Origin of the sequence: Paenibacillus sp. GM2FR, from assembly GCF_002803325.1 — a bacterium.
Classification (GTDB): Bacteria; Bacillota; Bacilli; order Paenibacillales; family Paenibacillaceae; genus Paenibacillus_AQ; species Paenibacillus_AQ lautus.
On record NZ_MKZM01000008.1, the window covers coordinates 420808 to 442933 of the forward strand.

A 22126-nucleotide genomic window follows, 5' to 3' on the forward strand; every position below is an offset into this window, starting at 1 on the left:
AACATCTTGCATTGATCCACGCCGTAAGGCGTTTTTATTTTGCCCCTGGGCCACCCAGGGGCTCTTTAATATTTAGACAGATAGGGGGACGAGGAAATGACTACTATACAAGGAGTGGGCGACATGTCAGATGATAATTCGAAGTTGCTCGTCGATATTCAGATCCAGCTCGCGAGGATCGAGAAGACGCTTGAAGTCGTGCCGACTTTGGCTGCAGCAGTCGAGACTTTGAGGGAGATAGCCCGTAATGCTGATCAATCCGCTAAATCGGCACATCATCGACTTGATTTGCTACAAGCGGCAAAGGAAATTGCGGATGAAGCCTTAAGAACAGCACAAGCAGCAATTGCTGAACAAAACACCCAAAAGGAAGATCAGAAATGGTTCAAGCGTACATTTTACGGGGCGATCATATCCGGTATCGCTGTAGCGATCGGCACCGCGGTATGGGCTGGTATTAAGTTGGCTGCAATTAATTAATAGGAGGATAAATCTATATGGAGTGGAACATGATTTTCGAATTGATAGATCCACGGCTGCTTGTCGTAGTGGCCGCGTGCTGGGTTATCGGATATGTGCTGAAGCAGACACCGCTTATCCCTAATTGGTCCATTGTTTATTTAGTCGGTGTGGTTGCTATAGTGTTTGCCTGCTTGATTCAAGGCTTCACTGTCCAGGCGGTAATTCAAGGAATCCTGTGCGGTGCCTTTGCCGTCTATGGCAATCAGCTAATCAAGCAAGGCAAAAAGGGAGCTGATCAAAGTGATTTATCGTAGAGATCATATACCCAAGGGGACGGCGTGCAATCGTCGTCCTGGGTATGGAATGGTACCGACAACGATAACCCTTCATAATACTGGAAATCCCTTGTCACCGGCAGCTAATGAGCGTGGCTGGTTGACGAATCCAGCCAATCCGCGGCAAGCTTCATTTCATATTGTGGTGGACGAGCGTGAAGCAATTGAATGCATTCCCTTAAGCGAGAATGCTTGGCATGCAGGTGACGGTAGTGGCTCAAAAAGTGGTAACCGAACAAGTATCGGGGTCGAAATCTGTGAAAGTGGAAATTATGCTAAGACCTTAGACAATGCAGTCAAGCTGGTCGCTGGAATGTTGAAGGACCGTGGTTGGGGCGTGGATCGACTTAGACGTCATTGGGATTGGAGCAAGAAGATTTGTCCACGTTTGATGTATGATGATGGCAAATGGACGGGCTGGATCGATTTTAAGAACAGGGTCAATGCGGAGTTGAAGGGAGCTGATAACGTGAAACTAGATAGCGAAAAGGTGAATGTTATCGTAAACGGAAAGAAGATTAAGGATGGCAAGCTGGAGAACGGAGTAACTTATGTTCCTCTGCGGGCTGTGGGTGATGCGCTGGGAGCAACAATAGGATTCGATAATAAGACCAAGACCGCCACGCTCGACATGAAGGTATAAATCATCGTTGAGCGGCTATACTCATAATGAGTGATGTATTCTCAAACATACATTAACTCCCTCTAATATGTCACGTTGGATATAAGAGCAAAGACCCCACTGGCTTAGGCTGGTGGGGTTCATTTTTTTATTTTATCAGTATTTATCCTGGATCTCCTCGGACACAGACTTATTGACGTATTGGCTTACATCAAGCCCTAAGTATTTGCGCATTAAGACAGATGCTTCAGCTGAGATGTACTCCCAGCGAAGCTCCAATGAAGACACGTAGCCTCTGCATTTAAACTTCGCCATAATACCAAGCGGTGTTCGTTTTTCCTCGTATACCTTCATGCCTTTTAACCAAAAGTGTTTTTTGACATCTCGTAAATCCGCCCATGCATTCTCCGTCGCCAGCTTGATGATGTCCACATAAGGCCCCGGCGTCTTCAACTGCTGCTGGATGAAACGACTATCTCGGTCGAATGCTGCAATGACGAGAGATATGATCATATAACGTTTGACATAGTGGCGATCCTCGCTAGTAATGGCCTCTGATATTCTCATTTTACACTCACCTGTCCTCTGAAATGCGAACATATATTCCATGATAGCTTTTCGCGAAAGTGAAAACAAGCCTTGATAAGAACTTATGTTCGTAGTAATATAATGCCAATACTACAACAGAGGTGACACAGGATGGAAACTTACTCATTTAATTGTGAAGCGGTTACAAATAATAGACAAGTCAAAGAGATCGTTGCTAAATATGAGAGGGAAATCAAGTCACCATGCTATATCAACCTCATTACAGACAATGGAGTGAAATTATATTACACCGAAAAGAGTAATTTGAGTATAGAGGGTGCTGGGTGGATCGTGGTGGAGAAATATGAAGTGATAGGAAAAATATCCTAGCAATATTTTACCAATGGATGAATCAGGAAATAGAATGTATAGTTATAGCTATAGAATCTCACCGAGGAGAGCCGACCGGATCAAGTCCAGACAAGCTTGTAAAGCTCCTCCATATGACACTCTAATACATAAGCAACTGTAGCAGCAGCTTCAAAGGACATCTTCTCGCGATCATTTACCCAATTCGAAATCTGTTGAGGAGAATATCCAGTTTTTCGCGATAGATCAGCTTGTGTCATACCTGCTTTACTGAGTAAGATCCGTAGTCGGCAATCCCCACGGGATATTGCCAACAAAAATTCCCCTTTCAAAGGACGGTGATTCAAAGAAAATTATAACACGACAGAGATCAGGTGCAAACCAGATAAACAGTTGAGGGGGTTGTCAATCGAATGTTAAAAGAATGGCTGTCGATAGCAGAAGAAACTAAACTAGAAGAAACAGTGGATTTATGTGAATCCCATACAGAGGATATTTATACCGAATTAGTTGAGTATCTCAATGAGATTAAAAGAGAGTATCCTGAATTAACGAACGTAACAGATAGGATAGAAAATCTGTTTATTTTAAAAACTCGACGTGATGTAAACTTTGTATTCCCAGCAGCTATTCAGAACGGAATCCGGATTGGCAAATGCTTAAGATAAGAATTACAGCCCTGAGATTTAACTACGGGGCTGTTTTTTATTAGGATGACTAAAGATTTAACACGAAGAAGGTGGACCCCATTGGGACCCCAAGAGACAGTTGTGATGTGTGATACCGGAAAATGAAAAACCCCTGCGGCTTAGTGCCACAAGGGTTTTCAGCTATGATCTGTAGTGGGCTCGAACCACTGACCCCTACCCTGTCAAGATAGTGCTCTCCCAGCTGAGCTAACAGATCATGAAATATTTAAAAAGGTAATTCATATATTACCAGCAGACTATGTGGCTGTCAATGGTTTTCTCGTTATAAAAAATCACATTCCGGTTCAGACTAAATACAGCATGATTTTGCCAATGGAGGAGCGTGAATGGCATGGCAGGTGGGAAATCCCATTATTTCAAACGAGCCGGACTGGTGCTCTCGTTGCTGGGGGTATCTGTACTGGGGAGCGGTTGCAGTATCCCGGAGAGAACGTCGGTGCAGCTGGAGCCGCTGCATGGGCCTGCAGCGCCTGTATTGCTCGATGTTTACGGCCGTTCTGTAGATCAGGACGTTTATTCTAACCAGGGAAGCGGGGCACTGGAGCCGGTGCCGCCGATGGATTCGGTAGATACATTACGCGACCTCCAACCATAAAGGGGTCAGTAACGTTTTGTAACAGATTGATCCTATCAATGTCTTTATCTTTTGCTCAACAATGAGCAGAGCAAACCGTCGGCTCGCAAGCTGACGGTTTGCTGTAAAACGGCCGATGCTATTCCTCATCCCATTTACGGGAATAACCTTTTTTGATCGCCCAAAAAATAGGGTAGATGATGATGGCTGAGATGATAACAGCCCAAAATATCGTGGTTCCCATGCCCATAAGGCCATGCTCCTTTCAAGAAAACGTTAGCTTATACTATACAGGAAAATGATTATTTTGTATAATATCTCGATCTGCGTTATCACAAGGAAGTGATTCTACATAAAGAGGTGTTGAAATGGCAGCAGAAATCATAAATGTATCAACAGAAGAGCAGTTGCAGCAGGCGCTGGATATCCGGAAGGATGTCTTCGTGCTTGAACAGAAGGTTCCGATTGACCTGGAGATTGATGATTACGATCGCCTCGAATCCGATGCGCATCATATCTTGATCAAATCAGAGGGACAGTACGCGGCAACCGGACGCATCACCTATTACAATAAGGATTCCGCCAAAATGCAGCGAATCGCAGTACGTAAGCCATTCCGTTCCAAAGGGATAGGGCGTGTGCTCATGATGGCATTGGAAGCGCAGGCGCGTGAATTGAAACTGCAGTATTCCGTGCTGGATGCGCAGGTGCAAGCGGAGGCATTTTATCGCAAGCTGGGGTATGAAACGATTTCGGACGAGCCGTTTGATGATGCTGGCATTCCCCACGTTCGTATGAAAAAGGAACTGTAGGCTTCTTAACTATAAGGTGCTAATGATCCCATCGTTCTAAAAAGAAAAGACCTCGAGTATCGACTCGAGGTCTTTTTAGGCATGAATTAAAAGTTTGGCAAATTATCCAGGTTGTTGCTAGGATCGCCATCCGCATTGGAACGAAGATGTTCGTCTCCGTCACGTCCACGGAATACGTTCAGGTTTTTAATTTCTTTATTCTTGGCCATCTGTTGAGCTGTCTTGTAGTCAACGACACTACCGTTATCCAGTTTAAGTTCGATGATGTCGCCATCGCCATTTTTACGGACGCCTACGACTTCTTGTTGTGCATTATCCATATGAATCGCCTCCCGGCATTAGTGTTCCCGGGAAACCTCATAAACTATTCCTCTATATTGTTCTACAATTCGTACACCCGCTGCTGCTCCACAAATTCCATGATGCCGGTCTTGCCAATGAAAGCTTCGACCTCATCGCTGTAATGCATGAGATAGGTGCGTTCCTGAATTTCTTCAGGGAGGCTCAGCAGTTCATCCAGTGTCGTATGAACCTCGCCCGGGCCCTGCAGCTGACATTCGTGCAGAATCACTTCACAATCCCGCTCATTCACCAATTGGTTGAGCAGTATAGGATCGAATACCATGTCAGCACTGTAAAAAATCCGGTCATTCAGATAAAGCGAATAGCTGTCCTTGCCGGGAATATGCTGCGTATGAATCAACTCTACCGAGATCCCTGATGAAATATTGGCCTTTACTCCCGGTTTCAAAGGGTGTACGTCAAATACATCATCCAGGGAGGAGATATGTCCCTGTTGATATAAGCCGCCTTTGAGTGAATGTTCCCATATCGGTTCCACCAGCGATTCAGCAATGTAGAGCGGGAGCTTGCGGTTGTATTTCATTTTCATAATAAAAGCCAGCTCCTCAAGTCCGCCTACATGGTCAGCATGAATGTGAGTGATAAGCACGGCATCCATATCGTTAAATGTTTTATTTAGCTGATGAAGTGCCATGGGAGCGGTAATGCCGCAGTCGATGAGCAGTGTGAAATTTCCGTCATGGATCAGTGCGTTATTGTTATAGTAGTTCTTGGCAAACGCACTGCCGGTGCCAAGCATTTGCAATTTCAGTATCAATGGATGAAACCTCCTGATGATTTGATGTGCAGTCCAGTATGCTAATGTATATTTTAACGAATTCCACGTGGATTTACACGGATTATATGATCGAATCGGGGCTGAAATGCAGGATAATTCGTGAGAGGAACAAACCTTAAAGCATGAGGAAAAAATTTTACCACAAAGTGCAAAATTGTCCGCAACTTGTTTTTTGACATGTAGTATACACATATAACAACAAGATGAGCCAATGGAGGGAAATGATTATTATGAAGTGGAAAAAAGTGATGGCATGTATGCTAGTGCTCTCTTTAATGGGTGGCAGCACCCTTTTGTTTGCAGATTCCGTCAATGAGCGTGTCCGTGTCTGGCTGAACGGTCATGAATTGAAGGATGGCGGATATTTAATTGACGGCAAAACCTATGTGCCGGTTCGGGAATTTGACGGGGCTGTAGATTGGAATCCCGCGAATGGACAAGTTCAAGTCATCAAGCCGAACGTGCATATTTTCCTGTTTAAAGGAGATACTGTATTCGGCAACGTGAACAAGGGGAAGCTGAAATTCAATGTTTTTAGCCAGGTAGACAGCTTAAACAACGATATTCATTCCGTGAAAGTAGCGATTGAGGATCCTTCGGGCAATATCAAGGATATTCAATCCGAGGTTGTGAAGGACCGCAAGGATAACTTTTGGTTCCGAACCTATGACTTCACGTACGATTTTAAAACAACAGGTAAGTATTCGGTTGGTTTTTATGTAAAAGTAAAAGCGGATTCGGATTTTGTGAAAATTGCTGAAAAAGTCATTACAACGCTCAACTGATGGGGATAAAACCATTGGCAGAAATTGACCTGAAGAAGCTATCCGTGATACGATACGAAAGTATGATAATTTAACCGAAGTGAGGTTTTTTCAATGAGTGAACACAAACATGAACACGGAGATGCTTGCGGTTGCGGTCACGACCATGACCACGATCACGAACATGAAGAGTTTGTGCTGACATTGACGGATGAAGAAGGAAAAGAAGTAGAGATGGTTCTTGTGGAGACATTTGATGTCGGCGAGAAACTTTACGCGCTTTTGCTTGAACGCGAAAATCCGGAAGCGGACGGCGTCATTCTACGTATGGAAGAAGAGAACGAGGAAATGGTTCTTTACAATATTGAGGACGAAGAAGAATGGAATGAAGTAGAGGCGGTTTACAACGAACTGGTCGCTGCTGCAAACCAGGAATAAGACTCCCAAACAATAAACCCGGTGCGAACCTCTCGCACCGGGTTTATTGTATTTACAGCTGCCATTTTAGAATATAGGGTCTGTTTCCACGATGACTTTCACATTTTGGATGCTGCGGTCTTCAGGACCTTTAACCGGAAGGCCTACCTCGACATGATCGATAATGTAATCGATGTTTTCCTGGGAAATCACTTCGCCCGGAAGCAGAATTGGAATCCCTGGCGGGTAGACATAGATAAATTCGGCAATAATGCGTCCTGCCGATTCCTTGAAAGGCACAACTTCCGTATCTCCGTAAAACGCATCGCGAGGGATAAGCGATAACTGCGGAATTTCTGGTGTCTTCACAACCAGCTCGTTAATCTCATTCACATGCATGTACTGATCCGAAAGCTCGCGGAGCGCTGTCAGCAAAATATCGATGGTCTCCCGATTGTCCCCCGGTGTAATGAGGCACAGAATATTGTACATATCACTGAGCTCCACCTCAATATTGTAGTGATCCCGCAGCCAGTTCTCGGTTTCATATCCTGTAATACCAAGATGACGTACATGGATCGTCAATTTGGTCGGATCATAGGAGTACGTTGCTTCTCCGCCTAATATTTCTTCACCGAAGCTGTACAAACCTTCGATTTTATTAACTTCATGACGTGCATATTGCGCCAACTCAATCGTCCTTGCAGCCATTTCGCGTCCATGCAGCGCCAAACTGCGGCGTGAAGTATCAAGCGATGCCAGCAGGATATAGGAGGTTGAGGTTGTGGTCAGCATGCTGATGATTGTTTGTACGCGGTAAGGATTGATGTATCCGTTCTTGGTATTCACGTTCAATACGGAGCTCTGCGTCATCGAGCCGCCGAGTTTGTGAACGCTGGTCGCAGCCATATCGGCCCCGGCTTCCATTGCCGACATCGGAAGGTCTTCATGGAAGTGGATCAATACTCCGTGCGCCTCATCCACGAGAACGGGCACATTGTAGCTGTGAGCCAAATCCACGATTTCCTTCAGATTCGCGCTAACCCCGAAGTAAGTTGGGTTAATGACCAAAACGGCTTTGGCGTCAGGGTGACGTTTTAATGCTTTTCGGACCGAGCTGATGGTGATTCCGTGATCGATACCCACATTGGAATCCTGGGCAGGCGATACGAATACAGGCTTGGCCCCGGTAAAAATGATGGCGGAAAGCACGGATTTATGGACATTGCGCGGTACGATGATTTTATCGCCGGGCGAACATACCGACATGATCATGGTCATGATCGCTCCGCTTGTTCCTTGGACACTGAAGTAGGTGTGATCGGCACCGAATGCGTCGGCGGCCAGCTTTTGGGCTTCCTCGATGACGCCCGTAGGCTGATGCAAATCATCCAGCGGCGCAATATTGATCAAATCTATAGAAAAGGCATTATCCCCTATAAATTCCCGAAATTCGGCATCGGTGCCGAGGCCCTTCTTATGTCCCGGAATGTGAAATTGCACGGGGTTTTTGGCCGCATGTTCTTTAAGTGCGGTGAAGAGCGGTGTACGACTGTGGTCCATGGACGTTGTCACAACCTTTCCTTATGTTTATTTTCTTATGATTTGTAGATTTCTGTTTTTATATAAACAAAATTGAGTATAGCAAAATAGGGGGGGAATGCAAGGAGAATGAACGGCTTTTTTTGCTTTGTCCGGCAACGCTTCAAACTTTAGACATATTACGGAGGAGCAACAAGATCTTCATCGTTCCTTCATTAAAATATCATCCATAAGAAAAACGTCTATCGACGTACTTTCTCAGAAGACAGACCGCGCTTAAAGGAAGTTTTTCTTGCGATTATAGAATTGTTCAGCTTCGCTGAAAATTTATAAATTCTGTAATCTTAAAAAAAGAGCTGCATCAGCAGCCCTTTTCATCCACATATCATGCTCATTAAAACGCCATTTTATAAAGCGGCAGCAGCGTCTCAAACGTCTCCTGCACTTTTTGCACCAGCTCGTCCCCTTCAAGCTTGACGGCTTCCTCGCGCGGGATGCGCAGTCCGCACATGACTTCAGCCTTTTTCACCTGCTTCAGCTTCTCAATCAGACGCGTGAAATCCTCCTCGCTCATATCCTGATGAGGGGTGCCGGCCGGGTTCATGTGATCCATGGACCAGTAGAAATGTTTAGGCAGCGCCTTCGCTGTTTTCTTCAGCTTGGCTTCCAGGTTGCTGGCAAACACGGTTTTGTTGGGGCTTTCGTAAATAATCGCGAAGATGACAAACAGATGGGTTCCGAACATGCCTACCTCAAAATGAGGCAGTGCTTTATAGCCGCGTTTGCTCGCAGCCCAAGCGACCCAGGTGTCAATGGGAGGATTGACAGTGCGTCTAGCATGCTTGGCCACATGCACAAACATCTCTTCCCCAGCCAATGCGGATACATAGGGGGCGAGCTCAGCCCCTAGCACTTCCAGCTTGGGTCTTACCCGTTCAATGAGAACCTCCATACGGGCTTCAAGCCCGGGAACGGAGAATACGTCGAAATCTTGATCTTTAAATCCGGTAACCGTCATGTATGTGATGGCCTCCCTGTTGTTGATGATATCGTTACTAAACTCGGTTTTTGGATAACTTATTATACCATAAGGCGAACGGACATCACGCATTGCCCAGAAAAGCTTCACCGTATGTTCATGTGGGTTAAAAATAGTCAATAAACCAAGTTACCGTTACATAAGATGGAGTATAAGATATAGATAAGACAACATCAAAACCAGCCATGGGGGAAATCTTCACCGCCGTTTAATGATCGGTAGTAAACCGGAGGAGGGAGTGCCGTGAATAAGAGCGAGGAAGTGGAGTATTGCAACCTGGAGCTCCGGTTTGATCGCCGGCATATCCAGGACCTAATCAAGGAATTGATCCAGGAAGGATATTCGCTTTATTGGAGCGAGAATGATACGCAGTTTGTCATTTCAATCCGAACAGGTCGCAAGCTGGTAAAGCTGCGGTTTCAACGAACAGGAAGCGGTTTTAAACTGGTAGGCGATTATATGATCCGTGATCCCAAACTCGCGGAATGGATGGAGAAATTGATCGAGAATACCCGTGGCCATGCTGTCGTGAAACGTTTCAAGGATCGGCAAATATTGATCGAGAATATTTTGTTCGGTGAGGTCATAAGACTCGTGGAAATATCCGGTTACCGGCAGCGGGTGCTGTTTCAGAAGGGGACGCCGATGACGGAGCAGGAAATGCTGCGGTTGTTTGAATCGGATGTAGGGGAACAGCGATTACTGCTGTCCAGACTGGAAACCGATGATGAGCTTGAGAAGCTCCATGCGGCTCTGCAAGAGGGGGACGAAGACAAAATTTCGGCTTGCAAGCAAAGACTCCGTGAGCTTTCCTTGGAGCTGATGAGACTGGAGTGGTGATGACTTCAACCCGGATACAAGTTTAAAGCACGAACAACACTCCGAAACAGAAGGGGTGTTTTCGCGCGTGTTCTGATTTTGTGACAGGGGTTCACTTGTCAAATGAAAAACGTTAATATAAGATTATTGCAAATCATCTCGGATAGGGATGGGTTGTTTAAAAATATATTGGAGCAAAGGATGGAGAACCAGATGTCAAAACAACAAATCGGTGTGATTGGCCTTGCTGTAATGGGAAAAAACCTGGCCCTGAACATCGAAAGCAAAGGCTTCACCGTTTCCGTATATAACCGCTCTCCGCAAAAAACGGAAGATATGCTGAAGGAAACCGAAGGCAAGCAAGTGAAGGGGACGTTCTCGATCGAAGAATTCGTGGATTCCCTTGAAACTCCTCGTAAAATCCTGATCATGGTACAGGCGGGACAAGCTACGGATGCTACGATTGAACAGCTGATTCCACATTTGGACAAAGGCGATATCATCATCGACGGCGGTAACGCTTATTTCCCTGACACACAGCGCCGCAGCAAAGAACTGGCTGAAAAAGGCTTTAACTTTATCGGTGCTGGGGTTTCCGGCGGCGAAGAGGGCGCGTTGAAAGGTCCATCGATCATGCCTGGCGGACAAGAAAGTGCCTACAAGCTGGTTGAGCCTATTTTGACAGCCATTTCCGCTAAAGTTAACGAAGAGCCTTGCTGTACATATATCGGACCAGACGGTGCCGGCCATTATGTAAAAATGGTTCACAACGGTATCGAATATGGCGATATGCAGCTTATTTGCGAAGCTTACCAGTTGCTGAAGGACGTACTCGGCCTTGACGCGAAGGATCTGCACGGAATCTTCACGGAGTGGAACCAAGGCGAACTTGACAGCTATCTGATCGAGATTACGGCGGACATTTTCTCCAAATATGACGAAGAAACCGGCAAGCCGATGGTTGACGTCATCCTGGATACGGCGGGTCAAAAAGGAACAGGCAAATGGACAAGCCAAAGCTCCCTAGACCTGGGCGTACCGCTGTCCATGATCACCGAATCCGTGTTCTCCCGTTTCCTTTCCGCGATGAAAGAAGAGCGCGTGGCCGCAAGCAAAATCCTGAATGGTCCAAAAACGGCTGCATTTGACGGCGACAAAGCCGAGTTCATTGAAAATGTACGCAAAGCGCTGTTTGCAAGCAAGATCGTTTCCTACGCTCAAGGCTTCGCACAGCTTCGCGTGGCGTCCGATGAATACGGCTGGAACCTGCAATACGGCAACCTCGCTAAAATCTGGCGCGGCGGCTGCATTATCCGTTCCCGTTTCCTGCAGAACATCACGGATGCATACGAGAACAATCCTGAGCTCAAGAACCTGCTGCTGGATCCGTTCTTTACCGATATTATTGAATCCTATCAAGATGCATGGCGTAAGGTAGTTGCTTCCGCGGTGTCCCTGGGCATTCCGGTTCCTGGTTTTTCCAGCGCGCTTGCATACTACGATAGCTATCGCACTGCAAACCTGCCAGCGAACCTGCTGCAGGCTCAGCGTGACTACTTTGGAGCGCATACGTTTAAACGCGTGGACAAAGAAGGAACCTTCCACTATAACTGGATGGATTAATCCTGCTCTTTCACGTGAGTATGAATACCATCCTCCCTGGATGGATTAATCCTGCTCTTTCACGTGAGTATGAATACCATCCTCGCTGGATGGGTTAATTTCACTCTCGGAGGTAGGACGAATTCCATTCGCCGGGGGAGAGATCAGAGATTCAACCGTGCGGGCTTGAGAAGGGGAGTGTGCCTCCGCCAGCTCAGGAAGTCCGTGCATGGCTTCTAAGAGACAGGTGCGGATGTCGTGGTTCTTGGTATGGATGTGGTTTCCGCTTCCGAGCAGGAGCAGCGCGGCTTCGCAGTAACTGTTGAAATTTTGCAGCAAACGTGGCTTTGAAAGATCCAGCAGCGCAGGATCCTTCAGAGCCACTTTTTTTTGGACAAAATGAAGCACCCAGATCACATCTTCGCGGCATAACGGGTAGGATGGGTCGAGGATCCGGCGGATGCGCTTGGCAGCGGAAGAGAGACCGGTTGGACGAGAAGACATAATGAATTTCACTCCTTTCTTTTAATCTTGTATTCTTGTAATTTAGTATATGACAATAGGGGACCAGATAGACTCGTTAAAATTGGAGCTTTACTTGGGTTACTCGCATTACAACAATTTAGAGAGTCAGGTCCATTGTCGAAAGATTTGGGGCTGTGGTATGATATGAGCAACCTTTACAGTGAAGCAGCAAATGGGGTGTCAAATTGGATAAGATAGGTAGGAACATCATTCTGATCGGGATGATGGGTACGGGCAAGTCAACTGTAGGGCGTCTTCTGGCAGACACGCTCGGCTACACCCTGATTGATCTGGATGCGGAAATTGAGCGGATGGAAGGCAGAACGATTTCCGAGATGTTTGAAGCGGATGGGGAGGCTTATTTCCGTGAGGCTGAATCTGCTGCACTGCGCAGCGTTTTGCAACGGAAAGGCATTGTCGTAGCGTCCGGCGGAGGGGCTGTGCTTCGTTCCGAGAACTGTGACCAAATGAAACGTGGTGGCTGGGTCGCTGCTCTTACAGCCGATGCTGCCAGCATCGTCGAACGGGTACGGGGCGATGCCAATCGACCGCTGCTTGCGGGTGATGTCGAAGATAGAGTTCGGCGTATCCTGGATGAACGAAAGGACAAATACCTGTTTGCGGATGTCATCGTGGATACGGTTGGCCGATCCGCAGGGGAAGTGGCGACTGACATTTTAACGCATTACCGCGGCTAAGATGGTCAGCGAACGGGTTTGGAATGATGATCATGGATTAGTCTCTATGGGGGAATCTGGGGACCGCATTTGGATTGGAACAAGCAAAAAAGGCGGGGATAACGATCATCCCGCACCTTCCATAAAGCTTGTCTATTCTTCATCGTCATGCCACTGAAGCATGCCGCCCTTCATGTTGATTACATTAGTCAAGCCTTGGTGATTCAAAAATTCGCATACATGTTGACTGCGTCCACCGCTGCGGCAGATGAAGACAACCTCTTGATCGCGTGGAATTTCGTCCAGGCGATTCGGAATCTCGCCCATAGGAATATGCTTGGCGCCGCTGATCATGCCGGCGGCAACTTCCTCATCCTCGCGGACATCAATCATGTACACATTTTCGCCGTTTTGAAGCCGGCTTCTAAGCTCCGATGTTTCCATTTGAGGGATCGGTTTCATCATATAGACCTCTTTTCTGATAATAAATGATTAAGATCGTAACGATCTGAATTTCCAGTTCACATGACTATGATAACCAAGCGGTTCTTTCCCTGTCAATTTATCCTAGGGGAGATTTCAAAGGTTGGTTATCGTAACATAATATACACAAGGAGAGATACATACGATGGATGTAATCGTCAAGCCTACGCCTATATTAAACGGAGAGATTGGAGCGTTATCCTCCAAGAACTATACTACCCGTTACCTGCTGGTGGCTGCACTTGCGGAAGGAACGAGCACGATCTATTACCCAGCACATAGCGAGGATAGCGATGCCATGAGACGCTGTATTCGAGATCTCGGAGCCGTGATCGTGGAGGACGAGGAGAAGGCGGTCATTACGGGCTTTGGCAAATCGCCGCGGGATGTGAAGGAACTGAATGTCGGTAATGCCGGTGCCGTTTTGCGTTTCCTGATGGGAATCACGGCGTTGTCGAAAGAGGTTACCTTCGTCAATACCTATCCGGAATCACTGGGCAAACGTCCTCATGATGATCTCATTGATACGCTAGGTCAATTGGGTGTGGAGGTGGAGCATAACGAGGGCAAGCTGCCGATCACGATTCGTGGCGGTCAGCCTAAGGGCGGACAGCTCACCGTTTCTGGCGAAGTGAGTTCGCAGTACTTAAGCGCACTGCTGTTCTTAACGCCACTGCTTGCCGAAGACAGTGAAATTACCGTTACCGGAGATTTGAAATCCAAGGTCGTTATCGGTCAGACCCTGGAAGTGCTGGAGCAGGCGGGCATTACGATTCACGCACAGGACGATTATACCTTCTTCCGGGTTCCTGGCGGTCAATCCTACGAAGCGAAGACCTATACGGTTCAAGGCGATTATCCGGGCTCCGCTGCCGTCCTGGCGGCGGCTGCGGTTACACAGTCGGATGTAACCATCCGCAATCTGTCGGAGGACAGCAAGCAGGGGGAGCGGGCCATTATTGACGTCCTTCGGATGATGGAGGTACCGCTCACGCACGAGAACGGAAATGTCCATGTGCAGGGCAACCGTACCCTCAAGGCATTGGAATTTGACGGAGATGCAGCCACCGATGCGGTGCTTGCGATGGTAGCGGCCGCAGTGTTTGCGGAAGGAACCTCCCGATTCTACAACGTGGAGAATCTCCGCTATAAGGAATGCGACCGGATTACGGATTATTTGAATGAATTGCGAAAAGCAGGAGCCAACGTTGAGGAACGCCAGGCCGAGATCATCGTTCACGGCCGTCCGCAAGGCGTTGAGGGTGGTGTGGAGATCAATGCCCATTATGATCATCGGGTGATCATGGCTCTGACGGTGGTCGGGCTTCGCGCACATCAGCCGATCCGGATTAAGGACGCGCACCATGTGGCCAAGTCGTACCCGCAATATTTTGATCACATGAAGGCGCTTGGAGCTAACGTAGAATGGGTAAAATAAAGGAATAGCCAAGCGGCTCGTCTATTACGAATGGAGAGGTGGTCTTGAAGCATGGCATTTGAAAATCCTACGCGCGAAGAAATCGCGGATATTTTGCGAAACGCAGGCAATATCGCTGTTGTCGGTCTGTCCGACAGGCCGGACCGTACATCTCATATGGTTTCTGCTGCGATGCAAAAACGCGGATACCGGATTATCCCGGTTAACCCTGGAGCAACAGAAATCCTTGGGGAGAAGAGTTATCCGTCCCTGAAGGACATTCCGGAGCCGATCCATATCGTCAATGTGTTCAGACGCAGTGAATATTGTGCCGACGTGGCGCGGGAAGCTGCCGAGATTGGCGCCAAGGTGCTGTGGCTGCAGCAGGGAATTATTAGCGAAGAGGCGGCGGCTATCGCGGAGAAGAGCGGCATGATTGCCATCATGGACCGCTGCATTAAGGTGGAGGATTCCATCGCTTTGGGCGGACGTTAACATTTAATTAGTGCATTGGAATTAGGAGCAAGCCTTATGTTGAAGCAGCCGTGGCAGACTGGACACGATCCGTGCCTGCCGTCGTACTGCTTGCGAGGCTTGCTTTTCTATCTGGTATTTGCCCTGATTTCTTTTTGACAAAAACAGGCGCAGCGCTTACCATCAAGGATAGAAAGGAGGGCTCGCCTTGAATTGGTTGGGATCATTACAACAGCTGGGCAGAGCAGTTATGCTCCCTACAATGGCGCTTCCGGCGGCAGCTCTCCTGCTTAGCGTGGGAAGTCTGCCATGGTCGGCGTGGGGCTTCGGAACCTTGGGCGAGATTGCCCAGGCAGCGGGGCACGGCGTGTTTTATTATATGCCGTATTTATTTGCCATCGGTGTCGCATGGGGGCTCTCGAACCAGGGAGGACCCGCAGGGCTTGCCGCTTTGGCTGGCATGTTCATCTATGATCAGGTTATATCCCGTCTGGGAGACGGGAGTGTACAGCCCTCGACCTTGATTGGTATTATTTTTGGGGTAATGTCCGGTTACGTTTATAACCGGTTCAAACATATTAAGCTTCCTGAAGCTATACAGTTTTTTGGGGGCTCCCGATTTGTACTTTTGTTCATGGGACTGTTCTCCACAATATTTGCATGGATCATGCTGGGGATGGCTCCCATTGTACAGCGCGGATTAGATGCTTTTTATGATCTGACCGTACATATGGGGGCGTTCGGATTATTTCTCTACGGCATTTTGTACAGGGTACTGACGGCCTTCGGCCTGCATCACTTGTTGAATAACGTGTATTGGTTTCAGCTGGGCTCGTACGAGACGGAAGACGGTACCGTCGTTCAGGGAGATCTCCCCCGATTCTTTGCGGGTGATCCAACAGCAGGCGACTTCATGGCGGGGTTATTCCCGATTATGATGTTTGCCCTGCCGGCGATTGCATTTGCGATTATTCAAGAGGCACGAGAAGATTTGAAGCCGAAGGTGAAAAAAACATTCATGCGGTCTGCGCTTGTCTGTTTTTTGACCGGGGTATCGGAGCAGATTGAATTCGCGTTCTTATTTGCGTCTCCTTATCTGTATGTGCTCCACGCCCTGATGGCCGGGTTCGCGATGGTGCTTACCTATGCGTTTGATATCCATCACGGGTTTTCGTACTCAGCCGGATTTATTGATTATGTACTCAATTTTCATTTGTCGCAGAACGCCTGGATCATCATACCGATCGGGGCGGTATACGGCATCGTTTACTATTTTCTGTTCCGCTGGGCCATTCGCACCTTCGAAATCCCGACACCCGGGCGTGAAGAAGGTTCGGCGCTGGAAGGCCGGGCAGGAGACATTCCCTATCAGGCACCGCTTATTCTGGAGGCGCTTGGGGGGAAAGACAACATCGTTCAGGTCCAATCCTGCATGACGCGTCTTCGATTGACCGTATACAATGACCGCCAGATTGATTCGGACGCACTGAAATTGCTCGGTTCAGCCGGCATCATCAAGCTGGGCGGCGGTAACGTCCAGGTGGTATTCGGGACGTATTCTGAGCTCATCCGCGAAGAGATAAATAAGCTGATGCAGCAAGATTTGCCGCGCGTTCTGTTTAGCGCGCCCGTACAGGGACGTATGCTTCCGATTGACGAAGTGCCGGATGATATTTTTGCCGCCAAGCTTGTCGGCAACGGCGTTGCGTTCATTCCGGAAAAAGGGGAACTTGTGTCTCCGGTTTACGGAACCGTGATGCATGTCTATCCGACGATGCATGCCATTGGCATTTCAACGCCGGATGGGCTCGAGGTGTTGATCCATATCGGAATCGATACCTCTCAACTGAAAGGACCGTTTACAGCTGTGGTAAGCGAAGGGGATACCGTTGAGCCGGGGCAACTGCTGGTCAAGTTCGATTTGGCGTATTTAAAGACACATGCCGCTTCATTGGCCACACCTATGGTGATCACCAATCCCGATAAAGTAAGATCTTGGAGCTTTGCTCCATTCAAGTCCGTTAAGAGAGGACAGTCATCTGTCATGTCCGTCGTATTAAATGAGAGTAATGCTGGGGGTAGAGAATCATGATACAAGGCATTGGCGCAGCAACAGGCGTAGCGATCGGTAAGGCTTTCGTACTGCCGCATTGGGAGCTGGACCTTCCGGATTCCGAAATGGATGCTGTCGATTTAGCCAAAGAGTTCGAGCGCTTATATGAAGGCATACGAACCTCCAAGAATGAAATTGAATATATCAAGAACGAATTCAAGGAAATGGTGGGGCACGAGGAGTCGCAGATCTTTGATGCGCATCTGGCCATACTGGAGGATCCCGTGTTCATGAACGAAATTCAAGGGATCATCGAGCGCCAGTACAAGGCTGCCGAGGTGGCGGTTAAAGAGGCGATCGATCACTTCGTATCCATGTTCGATTTGCTGGACGACGAGTATATGAAGGAGCGGGCGCTGGATATTAAGGATGTTGGCAATCGGCTGCTCAAACATCTTCTCGGTGCTCCGGAAGTCAAGCTACCGGCTGACACGCAGCCTTATATTTTGGTTGCGAAGGAACTTTCTCCGTCTCAGCTTGTGCACCTTAACCCTTCCCATGTTCTTGGCATAGTGACGATGACGGGTGGCAAGACCTCTCATTCGGCGATTATGGCCCGCGCTCTCGGCATACCGCTTGTATCCGGGATTGAGAACAAGCTGGATCATCCGATCCAGACCGGACAGCATTTAGTTGTGGATGGAGATGAAGGCTTGCTGTATTTGGAGCCCGACACGCTGATCGTGGATCGTTATGAAGGGATCCGCGAGCAACAACGGAAAAAGAAAGAGCAGCTGCAGCTCCTGGCAACGGTTGATGCGGTTACGAAGGATGGAACCTATTTTAATCTGGCCGCGAATATGAACTCCGTGAAAGAAATGGAGATTGCGCTGAAGAACGGCGCGCAGGGAGTCGGATTGTTCCGGACGGAATTCTTATACATGGACCGCCACAACTTTCCTTCGGAAGAAGAGCAGTTTGAAGTGTATAAACTGGTTGCCGAGAACGCAGGTCAGGCCTCGGTCGTGATCCGTACGCTGGACATTGGCGGCGATAAGCAGCTGGATTATTTCGGGCTGCCGGAAGAAGAGAACCCCTTCCTGGGATATCGCGCCATCCGTATCAGTCTGGATCGAACAGAGCCGTTCCAGACCCAGCTGTCCGCTATTCTGAGGGCCAGCGCTTTTGGTAACGTCAAAATCATGTATCCGATGATATCCTCGGTAGATGAAGTCAAACAGGCTAATGCCGTGCTGCGGCGTGCGATGGCCGATTTGGACCAACGCGGCATTGCATACGATCCGAACATTAAGGTCGGCATCATGATTGAGGTGCCGGCAGCAGTCACCATCTCGGATTTGTTGGCAGAGGAAGCCGATTTCTTCAGCATCGGGACGAATGATCTGGTTCAGTATGTGCTGGCGGTGGATCGGATGAACGAGCAGATCGCGCATATGTACCATCCGTTTCATCCTGCGGTCTTGCGCATGCTTCGGACGACGGTGGAGGCTGCGCATGAGGCAGGCATACCGGTCAGCGTGTGTGGAGAAATGGCAGGGGACGAGCGGGCGATTCCGATATGGCTGGAGCTTGGCGTTAAGGATCTAAGCATGTCTCCGCAATCCCTGCTTCGCGTGAAGCATCGCATCTTGAATACCAATGCGGCAGAAGCGAAGGGGGAGGCAGCGGCATGCTTCAAATTGCGTACCAGCTCCGCTGTCGAAGAGCGTCTAAGCGCCTTTGCCGAACGGAGCAGTTATCTGAACGGAACTAACGGTACGGACAGCACGGCCTCTTAAAAAGCTTCAAGAAACGGGATCACATTCCAATTTTTCATGTTTCTTTTTTGAGTGGACAAGCTATATTCACAAAAAAAACAGCTGCCTATCTCACCAGAGCTCTTCTTGGTGAAATAAGCGGCTGTTTTTCGTGGTGCAGGGGGAGCTACTAGCTTTGCTGTGCCAATGCATCGCAAAAGGCTTTGCCGTACGGCGGCAGATCCGGTGGACGGCGGGCGGAAATAATATGACCGTCGGTGACGACCGCTTCATCCTTCCAGATTGCACCGGCGTTTTCCATATCGTCCCGGATTCCCGGTGTGGAAGTTACCGTGATGCCGTCCAGGATTTTGGCCGAGATGAGCACCCATCCGGCGTGGCAAATCTGCCCGATCGGCTTTTTGTCCGCATTCATTTCTTTAACCAGCTGCAGCACCTTATCATAACGGCGCAGCTTGTCCGGCGCCCAGCCTCCCGGAACGAGAATTCCATCATAATCCTTGCTGTTCAGCTCTTCAAACGAATACTCGGCTTGAGCGGGAACGCCATATTTGCCCGTGTAAGTTTTTCCTTTTTCCAATCCGGCAAGATGGACTTCGGCCCCTTCCTCACGGACTCGGTAAACGGGATACCATAGTTCCAGATCCTCGAACTCTTCGTCTACAAGCGCTATCACTTTTTTTCCAGCCAATCTCATGATCGATATAGCCCCTTTCTCTTCAGATTTCTTGATATATCCGTAAAACGACCGAATACGTCTCTTAAGACTGTACTCATTGTAACAAATATGGAGGGCAGTTTCATAGGAGCGACCAAAGGACAAACATTTGGAAACATATCTGGTAAATAAAGCATTATCACAAATTTGCAGGATTCTTTGGTATGATAGTCGAATAGAACTAGTTCAGGTGACAGATTTGTGACATAGGGCTGTTGGTATTAGATTACGTGATAGGATTTGGGGTGGGCATTTTGTTCAAAACCTGCAACTGCGGACAATGGATGAAGTTGGAATTAAGAAAGCTGATTCATGAAAGAAAGACTCGAATATGTGATGTTCCTGTTTATGCCTGTCAGGCTTGCAAGAAGTATGAGCTTCTGCCTCTTATTAAACCGGATTTACTTGGCTATCTCGCATCGATTAGCAATGAGACCGGTCGAATACACGTTTCGTTCGCAGATGTTAATGAGTCTGCATACGTACTTCGAGAAGTGTTCCGTACATACGATGATGATTCGTCAGTAGAATGGCAGGCACGCTGCATGGAAGTCTTTGACGAGCGAATCAATATGCTGTTGGATCTATTTCGTTATGCCCAGAGCATGGGCGACGGTGATTGGATGAGACAAATTGAGGGGCGTCTTGAACAATTAAGTACCATAAAATCTCTCATTCCTGAAAATTCGGGCAATTATGCAAGATAATTTTCAGAAAATTTTCGCGGTTGTTGGATTTTTCACGCACTTTTTGTTAGGATAGAGGATAGGAACTTCAATACAATGAAGGGAATGTATATCCTATGGCGACGTTGACGAAAATGACTACTATAGAAGAGTTACGCAACACGCTTGAATCTTCGGATCAGAGGCCCTTGCTGTTGTTCAAACATAGTACCAGATGCCCAATTAGTGCCGGAGCTTATAGGGAAGTGCAAGCTTACCTGGAGGACCAGCCGAACGAGCGGATCGACTATGTATGGATTGATGTCATTGCCGACCGTCCGGTGTCGGGTCAGGCTGCGGAAACTCTAAGCATACAGCACGAATCGCCACAAGTTATTCTTGTAAAAGAAGGAGCGCCAGTCTGGCATACATCCCATTCCCATATTACGGCTGAAGCGCTGAAAGCTCAATTGGACGGCATCTAATGCCGTGTCGTTGCACAAAGCAGTAATTTGTCGTATCATAAATTCAATTGGTATTGAACGAATGAAAATCTATTGGCAATGGAGAGAAGGAATTTGACGGTAACCATTTACGATGTTGCGCGCGAAGCAGGCGTTTCCATGGCGACGGTATCACGGGTTGTAAACAATAACCCGAACGTTAAGCCTCAGACCCGGAAAAAAGTATACGAAGCGATTGAACGTTTAGGGTATCGTCCGAATGCGGTAGCCAGAGGACTGGCCAGCAAGAAGACCACAACCGTCGGCGTTGTGATCCCTGACATTTCGAACTCGATCTTTGCGGAGATTGCCCGTGGTATTGAGGATATTGCTAACATGTATCACTATAATATAATTTTGTGTAATGCCGACAAACGTAAGGAAAAAGAAATCCGCGTTATCAACACCTTGCTTGAGAAGCAAGTGGACGGGTTGTTGTTTATGGGTGGAACGGTGACGGACGAGCATATCCAGGCGTTCCAAACATCGGCTGTGCCGATTGTTCTTTGTGCGACAAGCGACGAGAGAGGCTCTTATCCTTCGGTCGACATTGATCATGAACAGGCTGCGTTTGATGCGGTAAACACACTGATCCGGCACGGACACCGCGAGATCGCTATGATCAGCGGCACGCTGCAGGATCCGGCGAACGGTTATGCGCGTTTCCAAGGCTACAAAAAAGCACTGGAAGCTGCAGGGATCGAGTATCAAGAGGATTTGGTACGGATCGGTAACTACCGCTATGAGTCTGGTGTGGAAGCGATGAAGTACTTCCTGGGCCTCAAAAAGAAACCAACGGCTATATTTGCTGCTACCGATGAGATGGCGATTGGCGCTATTCATAGCATTCAGGATGAAGGCTACAAAGTGCCGGATGATTTCTCAATCATCAGCGTAGACAATATCCGGATGGCTTCGATGGTTCGTCCACAGCTGACAACGGTGGCTCAACCGATGTATGATCTTGGAGCCGTAGCGATGCGTTTGCTTACCAAGCTGATGAAGAAGGAGAATGTGGAGAATCCTCGCGTGATTCTGCCGCATGAAACGATTCTTCGCCTCTCGGTTAGTCATGTGAACGAGTAAGAAGTGTGAAT

27 protein-coding genes and 1 tRNA gene are annotated in these 22126 nt (G+C 48.0%); 18 read left to right on the plus strand and 10 right to left on the minus strand.

Annotated features, from left to right (window positions below; genetic code table 11):
- Nucleotides 1–96: 96 nt before the first annotated feature.
- Genes PAEVO_RS02015 through PAEVO_RS02025 form a run of 3 tightly spaced genes read left to right on the plus strand, consistent with a single transcriptional unit; the run spans nucleotide 97 to nucleotide 1440 of the window.
- Nucleotides 97–480 carry a hypothetical protein gene (locus PAEVO_RS02015; protein ID WP_100536058.1) on the plus strand — a complete coding sequence of 128 codons (384 nt, stop codon included), beginning with the start codon at nucleotides 97–99 and terminating at the stop codon, nucleotides 478–480.
- 17 nt (nucleotides 481–497) lie between these two features.
- Entirely contained in the window at nucleotides 498–776 is a 279-nt protein-coding gene (locus PAEVO_RS02020; protein ID WP_100536059.1) for a phage holin family protein, read from the plus strand.
- Nucleotides 777–825: 49 nt separating this feature from the next.
- Complete coding sequence (locus tag PAEVO_RS02025) at nucleotides 826–1440, plus strand: N-acetylmuramoyl-L-alanine amidase (protein ID WP_100536060.1); 615 nt, start codon at nucleotides 826–828, stop codon at nucleotides 1438–1440.
- A gap of 135 nt (nucleotides 1441–1575) precedes the next feature.
- Here the strand turns inward: PAEVO_RS02025 and PAEVO_RS02030 are convergent, their stop codons facing one another.
- Nucleotides 1576–1986, minus strand: coding sequence for a YhjD family protein (locus tag PAEVO_RS02030; RefSeq protein WP_100536061.1), 411 nt, complete (start codon nucleotides 1984–1986; stop codon nucleotides 1576–1578).
- Nucleotides 1987–2417: 431 nt separating this feature from the next.
- Nucleotides 2418–2663: a helix-turn-helix domain-containing protein gene (locus PAEVO_RS02040; RefSeq protein WP_347708095.1), complete on the minus strand. Its 246-nt coding sequence runs from the start codon at nucleotides 2661–2663 to the stop codon at nucleotides 2418–2420.
- A 66-nt stretch (nucleotides 2664–2729) separates the two neighbouring features.
- Between PAEVO_RS02040 and PAEVO_RS02045 the strand changes: the two genes are divergently transcribed.
- Entirely contained in the window at nucleotides 2730–2984 is a 255-nt protein-coding gene (locus PAEVO_RS02045) for a hypothetical protein (protein ID WP_100536064.1), read from the plus strand.
- A 165-nt stretch (nucleotides 2985–3149) separates the two neighbouring features.
- Here the strand turns inward: PAEVO_RS02045 and PAEVO_RS02050 are convergent.
- Nucleotides 3150–3222 (minus strand) — tRNA-Val (locus PAEVO_RS02050).
- Between the two features lie 135 nt (nucleotides 3223–3357).
- Here PAEVO_RS02050 and PAEVO_RS02055 point away from each other — a divergent pair.
- Complete coding sequence (locus tag PAEVO_RS02055) at nucleotides 3358–3621, plus strand: hypothetical protein (RefSeq protein ID WP_100536065.1); 264 nt, start codon at nucleotides 3358–3360, stop codon at nucleotides 3619–3621.
- A 347-nt stretch (nucleotides 3622–3968) separates the two neighbouring features.
- Nucleotides 3969–4412, plus strand: a complete 444-nt coding sequence (locus tag PAEVO_RS02060) for a GNAT family N-acetyltransferase (RefSeq protein WP_090912986.1) — start codon at nucleotides 3969–3971, stop codon at nucleotides 4410–4412.
- An 86-nt stretch (nucleotides 4413–4498) separates the two neighbouring features.
- On the opposite strand, the gene PAEVO_RS02065 is transcribed toward PAEVO_RS02060, so the two are convergent.
- Nucleotides 4499–4732, minus strand: coding sequence for a DUF3892 domain-containing protein (locus PAEVO_RS02065; RefSeq protein WP_100536066.1), 234 nt, complete (start codon nucleotides 4730–4732; stop codon nucleotides 4499–4501).
- Nucleotides 4733–4794: 62 nt separating this feature from the next.
- Entirely contained in the window at nucleotides 4795–5532 is a 738-nt protein-coding gene (locus PAEVO_RS02070; RefSeq protein WP_100536067.1) for an MBL fold metallo-hydrolase, read from the minus strand.
- Nucleotides 5533–5783: 251 nt separating this feature from the next.
- Here PAEVO_RS02070 and PAEVO_RS02075 point away from each other — a divergent pair, with 251 nt between their 5' ends.
- Nucleotides 5784–6338, plus strand: a complete 555-nt coding sequence (locus PAEVO_RS02075; RefSeq protein ID WP_100539292.1) for a copper amine oxidase — start codon at nucleotides 5784–5786, stop codon at nucleotides 6336–6338.
- A gap of 93 nt (nucleotides 6339–6431) precedes the next feature.
- A complete protein-coding gene (locus PAEVO_RS02080) occupies nucleotides 6432–6755 on the plus strand; it encodes a DUF1292 domain-containing protein (protein ID WP_071223049.1) in 324 nt (107 codons plus the stop codon).
- 66 nt (nucleotides 6756–6821) lie between these two features.
- Here the strand turns inward: PAEVO_RS02080 and PAEVO_RS02085 are convergent, their stop codons facing one another.
- Both PAEVO_RS02085 and PAEVO_RS02090 read right to left on the minus strand, forming a co-directional pair.
- Nucleotides 6822–8297: an aminotransferase class I/II-fold pyridoxal phosphate-dependent enzyme gene (locus tag PAEVO_RS02085; RefSeq protein ID WP_100536068.1), complete on the minus strand. Its 1476-nt coding sequence runs from the start codon at nucleotides 8295–8297 to the stop codon at nucleotides 6822–6824.
- A 373-nt stretch (nucleotides 8298–8670) separates the two neighbouring features.
- A complete protein-coding gene (locus PAEVO_RS02090; RefSeq protein WP_100536069.1) occupies nucleotides 8671–9294 on the minus strand; it encodes a DUF1054 domain-containing protein in 624 nt (207 codons plus the stop codon).
- A 264-nt stretch (nucleotides 9295–9558) separates the two neighbouring features.
- Here PAEVO_RS02090 and PAEVO_RS02095 point away from each other — a divergent pair, with 264 nt between their 5' ends.
- Both PAEVO_RS02095 and gndA read left to right on the plus strand, forming a co-directional pair.
- Nucleotides 9559–10155, plus strand: coding sequence for a hypothetical protein (locus PAEVO_RS02095; RefSeq protein ID WP_100536070.1), 597 nt, complete (start codon nucleotides 9559–9561; stop codon nucleotides 10153–10155).
- A gap of 192 nt (nucleotides 10156–10347) precedes the next feature.
- The gene (gene gndA, locus PAEVO_RS02100; RefSeq protein WP_207797440.1) at nucleotides 10348–11757 is read left to right on the plus strand and encodes an NADP-dependent phosphogluconate dehydrogenase; all 1410 of its coding nucleotides are present in this window, start codon (nucleotides 10348–10350) and stop codon (nucleotides 11755–11757) included.
- 45 nt (nucleotides 11758–11802) lie between these two features.
- Here gndA and PAEVO_RS02105 read toward each other — a convergent pair whose 3' ends face one another.
- The gene (locus PAEVO_RS02105) at nucleotides 11803–12240 is read right to left on the minus strand and encodes a hypothetical protein (RefSeq protein WP_243390611.1); all 438 of its coding nucleotides are present in this window, start codon (nucleotides 12238–12240) and stop codon (nucleotides 11803–11805) included.
- A 206-nt stretch (nucleotides 12241–12446) separates the two neighbouring features.
- On the opposite strand from PAEVO_RS02105, the gene PAEVO_RS02110 reads away from it, so the two are divergent.
- The gene (locus PAEVO_RS02110) at nucleotides 12447–12959 is read left to right on the plus strand and encodes a shikimate kinase (protein WP_279300438.1); all 513 of its coding nucleotides are present in this window, start codon (nucleotides 12447–12449) and stop codon (nucleotides 12957–12959) included.
- A gap of 132 nt (nucleotides 12960–13091) precedes the next feature.
- On the opposite strand, the gene PAEVO_RS02115 is transcribed toward PAEVO_RS02110, so the two are convergent.
- The gene (locus tag PAEVO_RS02115) at nucleotides 13092–13400 is read right to left on the minus strand and encodes a rhodanese-like domain-containing protein (protein WP_174819205.1); all 309 of its coding nucleotides are present in this window, start codon (nucleotides 13398–13400) and stop codon (nucleotides 13092–13094) included.
- Nucleotides 13401–13566: 166 nt separating this feature from the next.
- Here PAEVO_RS02115 and aroA point away from each other — a divergent pair, with 166 nt between their 5' ends.
- The 4 genes from aroA to ptsP all read left to right on the plus strand — a co-directional run bounded on the left by aroA (nucleotide 13567) and on the right by ptsP (nucleotide 19164).
- Entirely contained in the window at nucleotides 13567–14859 is a 1293-nt protein-coding gene (gene aroA / locus PAEVO_RS02120) for a 3-phosphoshikimate 1-carboxyvinyltransferase (RefSeq protein WP_100536071.1), read from the plus strand.
- A 51-nt stretch (nucleotides 14860–14910) separates the two neighbouring features.
- Complete coding sequence (locus PAEVO_RS02125) at nucleotides 14911–15333, plus strand: CoA-binding protein (RefSeq protein WP_100536072.1); 423 nt, start codon at nucleotides 14911–14913, stop codon at nucleotides 15331–15333.
- Between the two features lie 187 nt (nucleotides 15334–15520).
- A complete protein-coding gene (locus PAEVO_RS02130; protein ID WP_100536073.1) occupies nucleotides 15521–17404 on the plus strand; it encodes a glucose PTS transporter subunit IIA in 1884 nt (627 codons plus the stop codon).
- Entirely contained in the window at nucleotides 17401–19164 is a 1764-nt protein-coding gene (gene ptsP, locus PAEVO_RS02135; RefSeq protein WP_100536074.1) for a phosphoenolpyruvate--protein phosphotransferase, read from the plus strand. Before PAEVO_RS02130 ends, ptsP begins: the two co-directional genes overlap by 4 nt.
- Before the next feature lie 148 nt (nucleotides 19165–19312).
- Here ptsP and PAEVO_RS02140 read toward each other — a convergent pair whose 3' ends face one another.
- The gene (locus tag PAEVO_RS02140) at nucleotides 19313–19840 is read right to left on the minus strand and encodes a type 1 glutamine amidotransferase domain-containing protein (RefSeq protein ID WP_207797441.1); all 528 of its coding nucleotides are present in this window, start codon (nucleotides 19838–19840) and stop codon (nucleotides 19313–19315) included.
- 305 nt (nucleotides 19841–20145) lie between these two features.
- On the opposite strand from PAEVO_RS02140, the gene PAEVO_RS02145 reads away from it, so the two are divergent.
- The 3 genes from PAEVO_RS02145 to ccpA all read left to right on the plus strand — a co-directional run bounded on the left by PAEVO_RS02145 (nucleotide 20146) and on the right by ccpA (nucleotide 22115).
- Nucleotides 20146–20568: a hypothetical protein gene (locus PAEVO_RS02145; protein ID WP_243390612.1), complete on the plus strand. Its 423-nt coding sequence runs from the start codon at nucleotides 20146–20148 to the stop codon at nucleotides 20566–20568.
- Between the two features lie 95 nt (nucleotides 20569–20663).
- Nucleotides 20664–21011 (plus strand): bacillithiol system redox-active protein YtxJ, encoded by a 348-nt coding sequence (gene ytxJ, locus PAEVO_RS02150; protein WP_100536075.1) that lies wholly within the window; start codon nucleotides 20664–20666, stop codon nucleotides 21009–21011.
- A gap of 93 nt (nucleotides 21012–21104) precedes the next feature.
- Entirely contained in the window at nucleotides 21105–22115 is a 1011-nt protein-coding gene (gene ccpA, locus PAEVO_RS02155; RefSeq protein ID WP_015734310.1) for a catabolite control protein A, read from the plus strand.
- Nucleotides 22116–22126 lie beyond the last annotated feature (11 nt).